Origin of the sequence: Labilithrix luteola, assembly GCF_001263205.1 — a bacterium.
Lineage (GTDB): Bacteria > Myxococcota_A > Polyangia > Polyangiales > Polyangiaceae > Labilithrix > Labilithrix luteola.
On record NZ_CP012333.1, the window covers coordinates 932,803 to 947,039 of the forward strand.

A 14,237-nucleotide genomic window follows, 5' to 3' on the forward strand; every position below is an offset into this window, starting at 1 on the left:
GCGGTGTCGTGGCTCAGAAACGGCCGACGAGGCCTGCGCCGGTCCCGGCAAGGTACGGCGTGACGCTGGGGCGCGACGCGCTCTCAGGGTGCCGTGTCGACTTCGCCGGAGCCACGAACAGGAAGTAGCTGCCGACGAGCGCGCCCGCGGCGGCGACGCCGAAGCCAACCGTAGAAATCGTGGCCTGCGTGGTCAGGGTGTCGCCGCGCGACTGGTCCGCCTTCGGGCACACACGTCCGTGACAGCTCTCGTCGAGGTCCGACTTCGTGCCGAGCGCAAGCGCTCCGAAGATACCTCCCACCGCGAGCCCCGCCACCGCAGCGCCATAGCCGACGAAGACGAGCGGATGCGGACCGAGCGACCGGCCATCCTGCGATGCATCCGACGCAGGCACGTCGAGGCGCACGCGGGCGGAAGGAGAGAACTCGAGCCGAACGTGGACGTCGTCACCACCCGCGATTTCGATCGTCTTGGTCACCGGCGGATGTTCCGGATGCGTCGCGACGATCTTGCGGACGCCCGAGCTCAAGACGACGCTCGTGAGCGGCGCACGCCCAATCGAGACGTCGTCGACGGAGATTTCCGCATTCGGCACGGAGGTCTCGATGGAGACCTTCCCGACACGCCCGCGTAGGTCCTCCATGTCCTTGTCGACTTGCTGCTTGCGCGCCTCGGAGATCTGACCGCCGCTTGCGGCCAGATACCTCTCGAACGACTGCAACGCACCAGCGTAATCGCGAAGTTGGAACTGCGTCTGGCCGATGTTGTAGAGAACGAGCGGGATGCCCGAGAGCTCGTGCGCGCGCTTGAACTCGACGAGCGCGCCACGGTAATCCTCTTCGGAGTAGAGCTTCACACCGCGAGCGAAGTGCATCTTCGCTTCGGCCGACAGTGGCGCCGAGGAAGCCGGAGCCGAGGGAGCGGCGTCGTCGGCAAACGCTGGACGCACGATTCCGCCGAGGAGGCTGGCCGCGAGCAAGGCCGACAAGAGGCGCGTCTTCACTGGGCCTCGCAGTAGCCGAAGTTGCAGCTCTGGCCGCCGCCGCATTGGTCGTTCGAAGTACATGCCTTGCACGTCGTCGTGCCGGTGGCTTCCTTGTCGAACGCACAGCTGCAGGAGCGCGCGGGCTTGAACGAGGTCATCGTTCCCATCTCGCTCGTGCGCTGCACCTTCATCGCGCAGGGCGGCACAACGTGCTGCGCCACCGCGGTTCGAATCAAGTCGACGCCGAGCGGAGGCGGCTCGCTTCCCGTCAGATACGCGATGAGGTCGCGGGCGCGCGCATTCTTGGCGAGCCCCGAACCGTCCACCTGGGTCAGGAGATGCATCGGGCCCCAGATGGCGTAGCGACCTTCACGTACGTTGCGTTTATCGAGCGCGGCGACGTCCGGGCGGTATCCGCAACGCTGACCATAGTGCTGATACGCGAGCTGTTTGACCTCCTGTCGCGACGAATAGTCGGCGGCCAGAATGCCGATTCCCTTGTCGGCGTCGGCCTGCGCCACGAGCGACGAGAGGCTCGCGAAGACGTTGTCGTTGCTTCCTCGGTCGACTCCCTGCCAGAACTTCGCATCGACGCGAATGGCGCTCGCCAGCATTTGCTGCGTTCCGGAGAGCGAGTTGCGGATGAAGTGGAAGCTGCTGTCCGTCCACGGCTCGACGTTGGCGAAGCCGAAGACCAGATAGGCAGCTTCGGCGCTGATGCTCTGCTCTTTGGAGTTCTTGTTGACCGCGAAGGTCATCGCCTGGATGGGGCCCTGGAAGTCGGCCGTGCCCGGCGGCAATCCTTGCGAGGCAACGCCGCAGGTCTGCGCGAACACGTCGGACACGCCGACATCGGCAAGCGTGCCGCTCGCGAGCGTGCAGCTCTCCTCTTTCGCGCTCTTCGTCCCCGCAGCCAGAGTGGTGCTGTTCGGGTCCCAGTAGATAGCATTGGTCGTGTCGTTGGCGCTCATCGGAGCACCGGCCACGATGGCGCTCACGCCGGTGCACGAGCCCTGGCTCAGATAGACCAGCGTGGCGGGCTTCACCGGGTCGACGAACATCACCGGCGCGAGAGCGGCGACGAGCGGTTTCACGGCCGACGACCCCGTGACGTAAACGACGGGCGGTGCGGCGGTGCTGGTGGTGGTGCCGCCGGGACCGAGTCGCGTCAGCGCAGCGCAGCTCGCGGCCTTCGCTTCGCGTGCGAAGCCTACGCCGAGCAAAAAGCAAAGAATCGAGACGATGCGAAAAAGCGATTTCAACGCGGCCCCCCTTCCGGCACGCCACCGTCGGGAATCGGTGGCAAGGCGCCGTCGGGCAAGAGGCGAGCAGTGATTCGCGAACGATCGAACGGAATGCACGTTCCGTCGGTGCAGGCATTCAAGAGCTGCTCGTTCGTCGAGGGCTCGCACGGATAACACTGGTTCGAGAGGTCGACGTTGCAGTCGATCACGTCGGGCTGGGCGTCGCGGCCGCTGGCATCTTGCCCGCCGCTGCCGTCGGGCTCCGACGAGGTGAGCGGGTCGTCGCGGAAGTCGTAGCTGCCGACGACGAGGTTGCAGCCGAAGGCCAGGAGCGCGCCGCTCACGACGAGGACGATTCGACGAGTAGCGTGAGACGGATTCATCGTGCCTCGAGATCGGTCTCGATGGGTCGGGCCGGACGCGACGACTTGGACGAGCCGGCCTCGACCTTGGCGTCCGACGGTGCGTTCGTGGTGGCTTTCGTGGTCGCGACGGCGGGCGCCGCTGTCGGCGCGACGAACGCAGGCTTCGAGCGCACCGCCGCGGCGGGCGTCGAAGCGATCGGTGCGGCGCTCGCCGCCGGAGTTGGCTCGGGCTTCGCGACCGGCGCCGGCGCTTCGGCGGTGGGCAAGAGCGCTGCGGTGGCGGCGCTGGGGGCCGCAGGCGGCGCGTCGGCTCTGCGCGACACGATGAACGCGAACGCTCCGAGCACCACGACCCCCATCGCGACAGCGAGCGCGAGCAGACGGCGATCGGGCCTCTTGGCTTGGGGCGACGCCGCCAGATCGCTCAGATCCAGATCGCGGTCACTCTTGTCCGGTCTGCGACCGAGGATGCGCGTCGCCCCGCCGTTCGGTGCCGTCGCGATGACGGGGCCGGAGATGCTCGGAGGCGTCACGGTGTACGGCGTTGCCGACGGATGCGAGCCGCTCGAATGCGCAGGAAGACGCACGATGCCGACAGGCGCGCTCGTCTCGCGTAGCCGCCGGAGCTGTTCGCGCACCGCTCGATTGACCTGCACCCGTTCACTGCCGAACGCGTCGGCCATGGTGCGTCCGAGGTCGCGGAGCGACTCGTTGTTTCCCTCCTGGACTTCGCCGAGGTAAGCCTCGATCTCGCGCCGGAGCTCGTCGGCCGTCTGGAAGCGGTCGTCTGCCGATGCGGCCGTTGCTTTGTCGACGATGGCGAGCAAGCGAGGCGGCGTGTCGGGAGCCGCTTCGGCGAGCTTCGGGATGTCGCCCGCGAGGAGTCGCGACATCACCACTTCGGGCTGGAGCTTGTTCCACATGCGATCGCCCGAGACCGCCTCCCAGAGCATCGCTCCGAGCGCGAACACGTCGACGCGACGATCGAGGGAGACGCCGCGAATCTGCTCGGGCGCCATGTACGGGAGCTTCCCCTTGAGGACACCCACGCCTGTCTCTTGGCTTCGGCCGAGCACCTTGGCGACGCCGAAGTCGACGATCTTCACGTGCCCGTCGTAGGTCACGAAGACGTTGTGCGGGCTCACGTCACGATGGACGACGCCGAGCGCCGTGCCGTCGAAGTCGCGGAGCTCGTGGGCGTAGTGGAGGCCGGAGCACGCTTCGGCGATCACGCGCAGGTGCGTTCCGACGGGCAAGGAGCCCGCTTTGCCGAGACGCGAGCGAACGCGAACGAGCGACTGGCCCTCGAGGTACTCCATCGCGAAGAACGCGCGACCGCTCTCGACACCGACCTCGTTCGTCTGGACGACGTTCGGATGGTTGAGCTTCGCGGAGAGACGCGCCTCGTCGAGGAACATGTCGAGGAAGCCGTGTTCCTCGATGAGCGATGGCTTGAGCTCTTTGACGACGGCGAGCTTGTTGAAGCCGAGCGGCCCCTCGGCGACCGCCAAATACACGTGGCCCATTCCCCCTTCGGCAAGCTCGATGATGAGCCTGTATTTGCCGAGCTCGAGGGAGGGCATCATGACGTGTTGCTCGTCTGAAGACACCCGTACGGGGGATGGGCCCATGCGCGTCCGTGCCGTTCCCCTCCTGAGCACACCAGCGCGCGAAGGCGGTTCCCGACGAAGCGGCATTCAAGGCGACCAGAGCAACGGCTCGATGGCGTGGATGGCGCGCACGAGCAACAGAATCGCGACGTCCACGTGACCTCGCTTCGGAGCTCTGCCGCTACGGAGGCAAATCGATGTATGGCCGCATGAGCCCAAGGGCGACCATGTGACGCCATCAACGATGATGTCGGCGTTCGGTCGCTCGCGCAGGACTACCGTTGGCGCGTCCCACGGTTCGTCCGTCGGGAACGATGTTCTGGTTCGTGCAGAACATGTTCGTCGGGTCGACCTGATTCTTCAGGCGCACGAGACGATCGAAATTCTGGCCGTACGCGGCGCCGACGCGACCGCCCTCTTCTTCGGTCATGAAGTTCACGTACACGCCCTCGGCGGCGTGTGGTGTCGACGCGACGAAGAAGCCGCGCGCCCATTGAATGCATTTTGCATCTTCTTCGGCCGACTCCCAGCGACCGTGCACGTTCATGACGAAGTCGACGTTGCGATGCACATACGCCGTGGCCGTCGGTGAAACGCGGTTCACCGCCCCGCCGACCTGACCGAGGAAGATCTCGGTCTGCGGTGACGGCAGCTTTCCGGCGTACTCGATGATGATGTCGCGTGCGCCTTCGCTGAGGCCGCGGAAGTTGTGCGACTTCCAGTAATTCCTCGCGCCTGGCGTGAGCAGCGGGTCGAACGCCTTCTCCCACTGGACGAACGGCATCTCTCCCACGTGCTCGCCGAGCGGAGTTCCGAACGTACGAATGCGGTCGAGCAACGCGCGCACGCGTGAGCGCTCGTCGAGCGAGAAGACGGCGAGTACGACGACGTTCGTGCCGTGGACGTCGGGCGAGAGGAACGGAAGCGGCGGTGCGTGACGAAGAACCGCCCAGACGGCGGAGCTCTCGTCGAGACTCGCCGTCAGCTCCGCGTATCGGGCGAGAACCTCGTGCGCTCGTTCGTACGGGAAGACGACGAGACCTGCCGTGACCAAAGGCCCGACCGGATGAAGACGGAACTCGAAACGAGTGACGACGCCGAAGTTGCCGCCGCCCCCACGAATGCCCCAGAAGAGCTCCTTGTTCTCGTCTTCACTCGCGCGTACGAGCTGGCCGTCCGCGAGGATCACGTCGGCCGACATCAGATTGTCGATCGTGAGCCCGTACTTGCGGCTCAGCCAACCGAATCCGCCACCGAGCGTCAGCCCCGCGACGCCGGTCGTCGAATTGATCCCGAGCGGCGTGGCCAGACCGAAGGCCTGCGCTTCGTGATCGAAGTCGGAGAGCAACGCTCCCGGGGAGACCTGCGCGATTCGCCTCCGCGGGTCCACCGAGACTGCTTTCATGGGTGACAGGTCGAGCACGACGCCACCTTCGCAGAGCGCGCTTCCGGCGATGTTGTGCCCACCACCTCGAACGGCGAGCAGAAGCTCGTGCTCCCGCGCGAAGTTCACGGTGCGAATGGCGTCGGCCACACCGGCACATCGAACGATGATGCCCGGCCGTCGCGTGACCGTCGCATTCCAAATCTGCCGGGCGGCCTCGTAGCCCTCGCCGTCGCGAAGGAAGAGCGAACCTCTCAGCTCGGCCCGAAAGCGGTCGAGAGCACCTTCGGGAAGCTTGACAGTTCCACCTCGCCTCTTCGCGAGGTCCAATTCGAGATTCGCCATCGGCCGCCCTCCGGAACGAGTTGTTCGTCACGAAGGAGCAAGATCGGAGCCTCTCGAAATTGCGGGATTAGCTGCGCACGATGGCGGGCAGGCCTTCGCGCGCCACGCCGCCGACGAGGGGAAGGCAGCTCTCGGCAAGGTCGAGGGTGAACTCGATGCCACGCGCCCGCGCTTCGTCGAGGAAGCGCTCGAGGTGTGCGAGGCACGCCCCTGGAATGTCGTGGAGCACGGTGAGCCGATGCGCGCCGGGCGTGCACGCGGCGAGCGCACGATCGGCCCAGCCTTCCGGGTCGTCCCAGTCGTGGGGGACGTCGTTCCAGAGCACGCACGTGTACGCGGCCTCGCGCAGGTAGCGTTCCGCCGCCGCGTTCAGGAGATGCGGGCCCACGATGCCGCCGCCGCCGAAGGGACGAAACAACTTGGCGCCCGACGACACTCGCGCCAGAAGCGGTGCGAGCAGTCGCTCCGTCGACACGATCTCGCGCTCGACGGCGTCCCCACGAGGATCGTCGCCGAGCGGAACCTCGTGGCTGTACGAGTGATTCCCCACGCGGTGCCCTTCGGCCAGCATCCGCTCCACGAGAGCACGGCCCTCGCCCGTGTCCACGTGCTTGCCGAGGACGAAGAAGTAAGCCTTCAGCCCGCGCTTCGACAGCGCCTCGAGCACGTGCGGCGTGATCTCGGGCGTGGGGCCGTTGTCGAACGAGAGCGTGAGGCGCGTCATCGATAGGTGTTGTTCGACGTGTGATCGCCGGCGAGCCAGCGTGCGAGCTCCGCGTGCGCCGTCTTACGCTTGAAGTCGACCGCCTCGGCCGACACGGCTTCCGGCGCGTCGCACGTGAGCTCCACGATGAGGCCATCGGGGTCGGTCACGTAAAAGGACCGGCAGTATCCGTGCTCGAGCACGTACGAGCCTTCGATCTTGGCTTCCTTCACGCGCCCTTCGATCTCGGCGAGCGTGGCGGGGTCCACGTGCAGCGCGATGTGACGGAACGGCGAAGGCGCGAGCGTCGGACCGAACTCCGCCTGGTCGCTCGCGTTCGCGAACTGAAAGAACGCGAGCGCGCTCTTGTCGGCGAGCTCGAAGAAGCAGTGGCAGTATGTCCGGACGGAGCCGAACAGCTCGTCGGCCTCGCACCAGGTGGCCACGAGCGGCAGCCCGAGAACGTCTTCGTAGAACTTCCGCGTCTGCGCGAGGTCCTTCACCACGTAGGCGTTGTGGTGAAGACGCGTGGGCAATCGTTTGGTCATTACTTTCCTCCGTTCTCGCTGGCCTCGTTCGCCTCGTTCGTCACCAAGTTGCGCAAGATGCCGACCCGTTCGACTTCGACTTCACAAACATCCCCCGCCTTCAGGAAGCGAGGCGGTGTTCGCGCCGCGCCGACGCCGCTCGGCGTGCCCATGGCGATGACGTCGCCGGGTTCGAGGGTCATGGCCTCGGAGATCGCCACGATGGCGTCTTGCACGTCGAAGATCATGTCACGCGTGTTCGCGTCTTGCATGATCTCGCCGTTGACGCGCATCTGGATACGGAGGCCCTGCGCGCCCGGCGGCAGCTCGTCCGACGTCACGATTTCCGGCCCCATCGGGCCCGTGCGGTCGAAATTCTTGCCGAGCGTCCACTGGTGGGTGCGCTTCTGGCGATCACGAACGGAGCCGTCGTTGAAGAGCGTGTAACCGGCCACGTAATCGAGCGCACGCTCGCGCGTCACGCCACGCGCACGACGGCCGATAACCACCGCCAGCTCCGCTTCCCAATCGAACATCGGCGAGCAAGCCGGGAGGATCATCGGCTGCTCGTGGCCGACGAAGCTCGAGAAGAACCGTGCGAACACCACCGGGAACTGCGGGGCATCGTACGCCGCTTCGGCAGCATGATCCCGGTAGTTGAGGCCAAGGCAGAGCACCTTCGTCGTCGCGTCGACGGGCGGGAGATAGTCCCACGTGCCCTGGATACGTGCCGACGCCGGCGCATTCTTCGCGCGCGTCTCGAGCTCGCGCAGTGCACTCTCACCGAGCGCGAGGAGCGCAGTCAGGCTGCGCGGCATCTCGGGAGCGAGCGCCGCGACGTCGAGCATTCCTTCGGCGCGCCGCACGGCCAGGGTCTGCGTTCCATTCACGATGATCGACGCAATACGCATGCTTCCTCTGGGTCGAAACCATGAGCCTCGAGGGCCCTTCGTCGCAAGCGGATTTTGTCGACAAAAATCTCCCGACGGGTCACGCACTGCGTCAACACGCGAACGAACCGCTCCGATTGGGGTAGGATGCGTGACGTGGCCAAACCACGACGAAGCGCGCGAACCACCTCGAGCACGGAACCGAATGTGTCGCTCACGACGAGCGTCCTCGACCGTTTGCGCACCGACATTCTGAACGGACTCGTGGAGCCGGGCGAAAAGCTCAGGCTCGAACACCTCACCTCGCGTTACGGCAGCGGTCGCACGCCGCTCCGAGAGGCTTGCTCGAGACTCGCCGCCGAAGGCCTCGTGGTCGCCAGCGAACAGCGCGGGTTTCGTGTCGCTCCGATTTCGCGCGACGACCTCACCGACCTCACGCGAACACGGCAGCGCATCGAGACGCTCGCGCTCCGAGACGCCATAAATTACGGCGATTCGGCCTGGGAGGCCGACGTCCGCTCGGCGCTCGATCGGCTCGCCGCCGTGACGCGTGCGCCCTCGCGCCCCCTCCCCGTGGCGTGGGAGAACGCTCACCGCGCACTGCACCTCGCGCTCCTCGGCGCGTGCCGTTCGCCGTGGCTCCTCCGCATCCACGGGCAGCTCTACGATCAGACCGAACGCTACCGCAGACTCTCGGAGGCCTATGCGGGCTCGTCGCGCGACGTCGAAGGGGAGCACGCCGCCCTCGTCCACGCAGCGCTGAATCGCGACGCCGAGCGAGCCTGCGCACTCCTCACGGAGCACATCGCGAAGACCGCCGAGGTCGTCCTCAAAGGTCATCCCAAGCTATCGCCCCCGCCGACCTGCTCGACAAGAATGACAAGAATGTCGACAAAACGTCGACCACGCACCCAGCGCCCTTGACGGGAGCGAACCCGTCCTCGATGGTCACACCCATGGCACAGCACGCGCCTTTCGCCGCGCCCCCCACGGACGTGCGAACGTTCGAAACGACGACCACGGACGGCGTGAGGATCGCCATCGACGACGCGGGACCGCGCGATGCCCCTTGCGTCGTGTTCATCCACGGCCTCGCTCAGAGTCGACGCGCGTGGCGCGGCCAGCTCACCGGAGAACTCACCAAGGACTTCCGATGCGTCGCTTTCGACCTTCGCGGCCACGGTGACTCCGACAAGCCCAACGACGCTGCCGCGTACACCGAGCCCGGTCGATTCGCCTCCGACGTCGATGCCGTCCTCTCCGCGCTCGGGTCGCGCAAAGTCGTGCTCGTGCCGTGGTCCTACGGAGGCGCGGTGGTCGGCGACTACCTTCGCCAGCACGGCGAGTCGCGCGTAGCCGGGATCTTCGCTGTCGCCGCGGCCGTTCGCATGGGGCGCACCGCGAGCGCCTACTTCGGGCCCGTGATGATGAAGAACGCACGTGGCCTGATGAGCGAAGACGACGCGATGTATCGCTCGAGCGCGCTCGCCTTCATTGCAGGATGCATGCGTCTACCCGAAGACGGATTCGGCGAATCGGCCGTGTCCGAGATGATGCGTGTTCCGGCCTACGTGCGACGGGCGATGCTCTCGCGCAGTGAGGACTACCTCGCGGAGTACACGACCGGGCGCTTTCCCCTCGCGGCCATTCAAGGTGCACACGACGAGGTCGTGCTCGGCTCGCTCGCGGAGGAGCTCGTGGGCAACCGGGCGGAGCTCCACGTGGTGGCCGAGGCCGCACACGTCCCATTCGTGGACGCCAAGAGCGACTTCGAGCGCATCCTTCGCTCGTTCGCACGCCGCGCCTTCGCATCGAACGGCGGTTGAGCCCGAGCATTGTTCACCGCGTCTCGGCACCGAGCGAGGCGGGTCGACTCCGGCGATCCGTAGGGCTAGGCTCGACGCATGAGCGGCGTGAGCGAGAACATCGAAGGAAAGCTGCGTGAGGCGCTCGCGCCGGTTCACCTCGAGGTCGTCAACGAGAGCCACATGCACAACGTGCCCAAGGGCTCGCAGACGCACTTCAAGGTCGTCATCGTCAGCGACCGCTTCGAGGGCCTGTCGTCCGTGCGGCGCCATCAGCTCGTCTACGGCGCATTGAAAGACGAGCTCTCGCGCAAGCCCGCCCAAGGCGGGATTCACGCGCTCGCCATCACGTCACGCACGCCGAGCGAGTGGGCCGAGAGCCCCGAAGCGAACACGTCGCCGCTCTGCATGGGCGGCAACGGCAAGTAAACCTCGGCCTCAGGAGCCGTTCGAAGCGCCCGGCGTGACGTCGCCCTGCGCGAAGTCCGACTGGTTGTCGTCGGTGTCCGCGCCGTCCGGATGGCGACCGATCGACTTGCCGGGGGTCGCGATCTTTGCGGCCGTTCCCTCGGTGTACTTGCCCGTCGCGCCCCAGCCGACGGCGTCGACGATGCTTCCGCTCTCGTCGACCAGCGCGATCTGACCGCCGGCATTTCCGAGCGTCCCGTTGAAGGTCTTGTCCGGCGTCACGCCGATGTCGCCGGCGCCGAGCAGATAGAACTTCCCGCCCTTCAGCGTGGCACCATTACCCGCCTTGAAGAACGCCGTGCCGTCCGCCGAGGAAGCAGGGCTCTTCGGGAGATAACGGACCTCCCATCCGCTGAAGTCGACGTCGCACGCGTTCGGGTTGTAGAGCTCGACGAACTCGGCGTTGTTGGTGCCTTCGACGAGCACCTCGTTGATCACGAGCTTCGTCGTGCATCCCGACGGTCCGCCACCGCCACCTTCTGCAGCACCGTCTTTCGTGCCGTTGCCACCGCTTCCGCCGTCCTTGTCCGAAGGGAGCACCGACGAGTCACCTCGTCCCGATGTCGAGGCGTCGCCGTTCGTCTCCTCGCTACCACCCAGGTCGGCGTCGGTTCCGTTCGCGCATGCTGGCGCGAGCAGCGCGAGAACGAGGACGGGAAGCACGAGGCTCGCCGCGCCTGCCCCCACGAGCATCACCTTCGCCCGCCCGGGCGTGCCCGGAGACCGGACGGACGACATGTTCGAGGCCCTCAGCGAGACGCCGAGATGTCGGGCGAGCTCGGGCTCGGCTTCTGAACTTCGGCGGGTGCCGCGATGCGCAAGGCGCGCTCGCTGGCACGCTCCCAGCGGAGAATGTCTTCGAGGGCGTCGGTCATCGATTCGACCATGCCGCGCTGCTCGACCTCGCGGCGCTCACCGGTGGCGGCGCGCATCGTGTCCGAGCGGCGCTCGACGGCAATACGACGTTCGGACGTTCGGCGCTCGGTTCCATTCTGCTTCTGGCTGCTCATTGAACGCGCTTCCTCCCAGTCACTTATCTTCGGATCGCACTCTCGAGGCTAGAAAGTTGCGAAATCCGAAACGAGTCGAGCCAATCACTATCAGCCGAGTCGACGAGCCCGCCTGATCCCCGAATCTCGAAGTCTCGGCGGACGCTGCGAGCGGTGCGAGCCCAGCTCACGGGCGTCACGGGCGTCACGGGGCGTCACGGGCGTCACGAGCCCGTTTGGGCGTCAGAGAAAATAATCCGGGAACAGATCCTCGTCCTTGATTCCCGGGGTCACAGAGTAGCGCGAGAAATCGGACGTGCCGCTCTCACGCAGGATCTCTTCGTCGATTGCGAAGTGGCCGGTGTAGTCCGTGCTCTTGCGCGTGAGGATCGCGTGAGCCGCGTCGGCCATGATGTCGGGCTTGCGACTACCTCGCACCGTCGCGTCTCCTCCGAGGAGATTCTGAACGGCCGCGGTCGCGATGACGGTTCGTGGCCACAGAGCGTTGACCGCGATGCGCTTGGACTTCAGCTCGTCGGACATGCCGAGCACGCACATGCTCATGCCGAACTTCGCCATCGTGTAGGCAACGTGCGGGGCGAACCAGCGCGCCTCCATGTTGAGCGGCGGCGAGATGTTGAGGATGTGCGGGTTCTCCGCTTTCTCGAGGAACGGAATGCACGCCTGCGAGCAGGCGAACGTTCCACGCGTGTTGATGCCGTGCATCAGGTCGAAGCGCTTCATCGGCGTTTCGAGTGTGCCCGTGAGGCTGATCGCGCTCGCGTTGTTCACGAGCACGTCGATACCGCCGAAGGTGTCGACGGCCTGCTTCACGGCGGCGTGGATCTGCTCTTCCATGCGCACGTCGACCACGCAGGCGAGAGCCTTGCCGCCTGCGGCTTCGATCTCTTCCTTCGCGCTGTAGATCGTGCCGGGGAGCTTCGGGTTTGGCTCTGCGGTCTTCGCCGCGATGACCACGTTGGCGCCATCGGCAGCTGCGCGAAGAGCGATGGCCTTGCCGATGCCGCGACTGGCGCCCGTGATGAAGAGCGTCTTGCCTTGAAGAGTGCTCATTCCTTGGCTGGCACTACGAGATGGAATGGCCGCGGTCAATGGACGTTTTCGCCCATGAAACTGTTCTTGCGCATTCTTTCGCGATCGCGTCGCGCGAACGACAAAAGGACGTGCGCGTGCGTTCGTGGGTGCTATGCGCCCGTGTTTCTCCGACCGTCGGTAGCGCGTGAAACGTCTGTAAGATCGGTCGGCGCAGTGCGTTATGCGAGGGGGCACGCACGTCGTTCATGTGTGCAGGGCGGAGGCGAAGGAATTTTTCGCGTCCCCTGCCTTCACGCAGACCTTCCGGCCCCCTCGGACGTCTGTTCCGAGCCAACTCGCTCTCGACGAAAGGAAGTTCGGTGATGAAACGCGCTCTCGTTCTCGGCTCGCTGTTCGCTCTGCTCTCCAGCGCCGCGTGCACACGCGAGAAGGTGATCATCGTCAAAGAGCCCGCGACCGAGAAGAACGCGAAGACGGAGGCGACGCCCGCATCATCCACCACCGCGGCCGCCGAAGCACAGAGCACGCCCGTCGCGAAGGACGAGTCGGAAGACGACAGCGAGTGGGGCATTCGAAACCCGAGCGACAGCCAGGACTACGCCCGCGTCGTCAACAAGGTCGCCGGCATGGTCTCCGATTCGGATCTCCAGCGCCGCGTGCGCGCGCGTTCGCTCTCACTCGTCAACGTGACGTGGGAAGACACGGGGCGCGCAGAGAGTTCGGCGCTCGGTCCGAACATCTCGGACCTCTCGCTGCAGGTGCGCACGCGTGACGAGCGCGGCCAGTTCCAATCCGCGATCATGCCCGTCATCCGCTTTCCGAACTTCACCGACCGAACCGGTGACGTGCCGGCCGATCGCTTCTTCATCCGCGTGGGCAACGAGAACGGTCAGTCACTTCGAACAGTGCCCCTCACCGACGTGCTGAAGAACGTCAAAGCGTTCGCCTCGAAGCCCGACTCGATCCTCGGCTCGGGCAACCTGCTCGCGCCGCGCGACTCGCACTTTCTCGTCAGCGCGCAGGCCGTGTTCCTTCCGATTCCGAAGAGCGGCAAGGCGCAGTTCAACCCCGTGCTCTTCAACTACCAGTCGGCGCCGCGGTCCCCCGCGGTGCTCACGATCCTCGTCACGCGACAGGGAACGAGCATCCAGGTGATCGAGAACAAGCCCGAAGACGTGACCTCGGCGGGGTGGGGCCAGGAGCTCTACTTCAACAACAACGCGCAGCGCGCGGCATTCACCGCCGAGCGAAAGAGCGACGTCGAGCAGCGCATCGCGGCGCAAGGCGGTCCGAAGACGGAAGACGACAAGAGCGCGCTCCAGAAGGGAGCCGACGTTCTGTTCCTCGTGCAGGTTCCGCTCAAGCACGCGAACGCGGGTCGCCTTGGCGGCGCGTTTCCGTCGTCGGGTGGCGTTGGTGGAGGCTTCGCCGCGCCGGCAAGCGCTGCTCCTGCGAAGCCAATGGCGAAGGGCATGGCCGTCGCCGAGGAGCGGAGCGACGTCGAGCAAGCCGTGCTCGGTCACGGGCCGAACGTGGGTCCGTACAACGAGGGCCACCGCCTCAAGCTCGAACGCGATCCGAAGTTTCCGATCCGCATCACCGTGCAGTTCTACAAGGCGACGAGCAACGGCGTGGCGAGCGACATCGATCTCGACAGCATCGCGCGCTCGATCGGCAGCGTGTACGAGCACGCGGACTTCGTGGGCTCGCTCGTGATGCCCGAAGGCGACCCGCGACGCCCCACCGCATGGCAGAAAGTCCCCCACGAGTGGTTCCCTTGGTGAAGGGAGTCTCGCTCGACATGCCCTCGCACGGATGATCACGAGCCGCGCGCGCTCCTTGGGTTCGCGTGCGGCGTATCCGCCT

The 14,237-nt window shown here is 66.0% G+C and carries 15 protein-coding genes; 4 read left to right on the forward strand and 11 right to left on the reverse strand.

The genetic code is table 11. From position 1 onward, the window contains the following. Positions 1-13: 13 nt before the first annotated feature. The 8 genes from AKJ09_RS04260 to AKJ09_RS04295 all read right to left on the reverse strand — a co-directional run bounded on the left by AKJ09_RS04260 (position 14) and on the right by AKJ09_RS04295 (position 8,074). Complete coding sequence (locus tag AKJ09_RS04260) at positions 14-1,003, reverse strand: PEGA domain-containing protein (protein WP_169927241.1); 990 nt, start codon at positions 1,001-1,003, stop codon at positions 14-16. Beyond that, entirely contained in the window at positions 1,000-2,247 is a 1,248-nt protein-coding gene (locus tag AKJ09_RS04265; protein ID WP_146645897.1) for a type 2 periplasmic-binding domain-containing protein, read from the reverse strand. The genes AKJ09_RS04260 and AKJ09_RS04265 overlap by 4 nt, the downstream gene beginning before the upstream one ends. After that, positions 2,244-2,612, reverse strand: a complete 369-nt coding sequence (locus tag AKJ09_RS04270; RefSeq protein ID WP_146645898.1) for a hypothetical protein — start codon at positions 2,610-2,612, stop codon at positions 2,244-2,246. Before AKJ09_RS04270 ends, AKJ09_RS04265 begins: the two co-directional genes overlap by 4 nt. Continuing rightward, on the reverse strand, positions 2,609-4,180 hold the full coding sequence (locus AKJ09_RS04275; protein ID WP_169927242.1) for a serine/threonine protein kinase: 1,572 nt from the start codon (positions 4,178-4,180) through the stop codon (positions 2,609-2,611). Before AKJ09_RS04275 ends, AKJ09_RS04270 begins: the two co-directional genes overlap by 4 nt. Positions 4,181-4,442: 262 nt before the next feature. Further along, a complete protein-coding gene (locus tag AKJ09_RS04280) occupies positions 4,443-5,933 on the reverse strand; it encodes an FAD-binding oxidoreductase (protein ID WP_146645900.1) in 1,491 nt (496 codons plus the stop codon). A 67-nt stretch (positions 5,934-6,000) separates the two neighbouring features. Beyond that, on the reverse strand, positions 6,001-6,657 hold the full coding sequence (locus AKJ09_RS04285; protein WP_146645901.1) for a polysaccharide deacetylase family protein: 657 nt from the start codon (positions 6,655-6,657) through the stop codon (positions 6,001-6,003). Next, a complete protein-coding gene (locus AKJ09_RS04290) occupies positions 6,654-7,184 on the reverse strand; it encodes a VOC family protein (RefSeq protein ID WP_146645902.1) in 531 nt (176 codons plus the stop codon). Before AKJ09_RS04290 ends, AKJ09_RS04285 begins: the two co-directional genes overlap by 4 nt. Next, positions 7,184-8,074 carry a fumarylacetoacetate hydrolase family protein gene (locus tag AKJ09_RS04295; RefSeq protein WP_146645903.1) on the reverse strand — a complete coding sequence of 297 codons (891 nt, stop codon included), beginning with the start codon at positions 8,072-8,074 and terminating at the stop codon, positions 7,184-7,186. Before AKJ09_RS04295 ends, AKJ09_RS04290 begins: the two co-directional genes overlap by 1 nt. A 135-nt stretch (positions 8,075-8,209) precedes the next feature. Between AKJ09_RS04295 and AKJ09_RS04300 the strand changes: the two genes are divergently transcribed. The 3 genes from AKJ09_RS04300 to AKJ09_RS04310 all read left to right on the forward strand — a co-directional run bounded on the left by AKJ09_RS04300 (position 8,210) and on the right by AKJ09_RS04310 (position 10,287). After that, positions 8,210-8,977, forward strand: coding sequence for a GntR family transcriptional regulator (locus tag AKJ09_RS04300; protein WP_205633598.1), 768 nt, complete (start codon positions 8,210-8,212; stop codon positions 8,975-8,977). A 32-nt stretch (positions 8,978-9,009) separates the two neighbouring features. Further along, positions 9,010-9,879: an alpha/beta fold hydrolase gene (locus tag AKJ09_RS04305; RefSeq protein WP_169927243.1), complete on the forward strand. Its 870-nt coding sequence runs from the start codon at positions 9,010-9,012 to the stop codon at positions 9,877-9,879. Between the two features lie 78 nt (positions 9,880-9,957). Further along, positions 9,958-10,287 carry a BolA family protein gene (locus AKJ09_RS04310; RefSeq protein WP_146645906.1) on the forward strand — a complete coding sequence of 110 codons (330 nt, stop codon included), beginning with the start codon at positions 9,958-9,960 and terminating at the stop codon, positions 10,285-10,287. A 9-nt stretch (positions 10,288-10,296) separates the two neighbouring features. On the opposite strand, the gene AKJ09_RS04315 is transcribed toward AKJ09_RS04310, so the two are convergent. From AKJ09_RS04315 to AKJ09_RS04325, 3 genes are all read right to left on the reverse strand, one after another. After that, positions 10,297-11,064, reverse strand: a complete 768-nt coding sequence (locus AKJ09_RS04315; protein ID WP_146645907.1) for a lamin tail domain-containing protein — start codon at positions 11,062-11,064, stop codon at positions 10,297-10,299. An 11-nt stretch (positions 11,065-11,075) separates the two neighbouring features. After that, positions 11,076-11,336, reverse strand: a complete 261-nt coding sequence (locus tag AKJ09_RS04320; RefSeq protein ID WP_146645908.1) for a hypothetical protein — start codon at positions 11,334-11,336, stop codon at positions 11,076-11,078. A 222-nt stretch (positions 11,337-11,558) separates the two neighbouring features. Continuing rightward, positions 11,559-12,389 carry an SDR family oxidoreductase gene (locus AKJ09_RS04325; RefSeq protein ID WP_146645909.1) on the reverse strand — a complete coding sequence of 277 codons (831 nt, stop codon included), beginning with the start codon at positions 12,387-12,389 and terminating at the stop codon, positions 11,559-11,561. 344 nt (positions 12,390-12,733) lie between these two features. On the opposite strand from AKJ09_RS04325, the gene AKJ09_RS04330 reads away from it, so the two are divergent. Beyond that, the gene (locus AKJ09_RS04330; protein WP_146645910.1) at positions 12,734-14,155 is read left to right on the forward strand and encodes a hypothetical protein; all 1,422 of its coding nucleotides are present in this window, start codon (positions 12,734-12,736) and stop codon (positions 14,153-14,155) included. Positions 14,156-14,237: the final 82 nt, after the last annotated feature.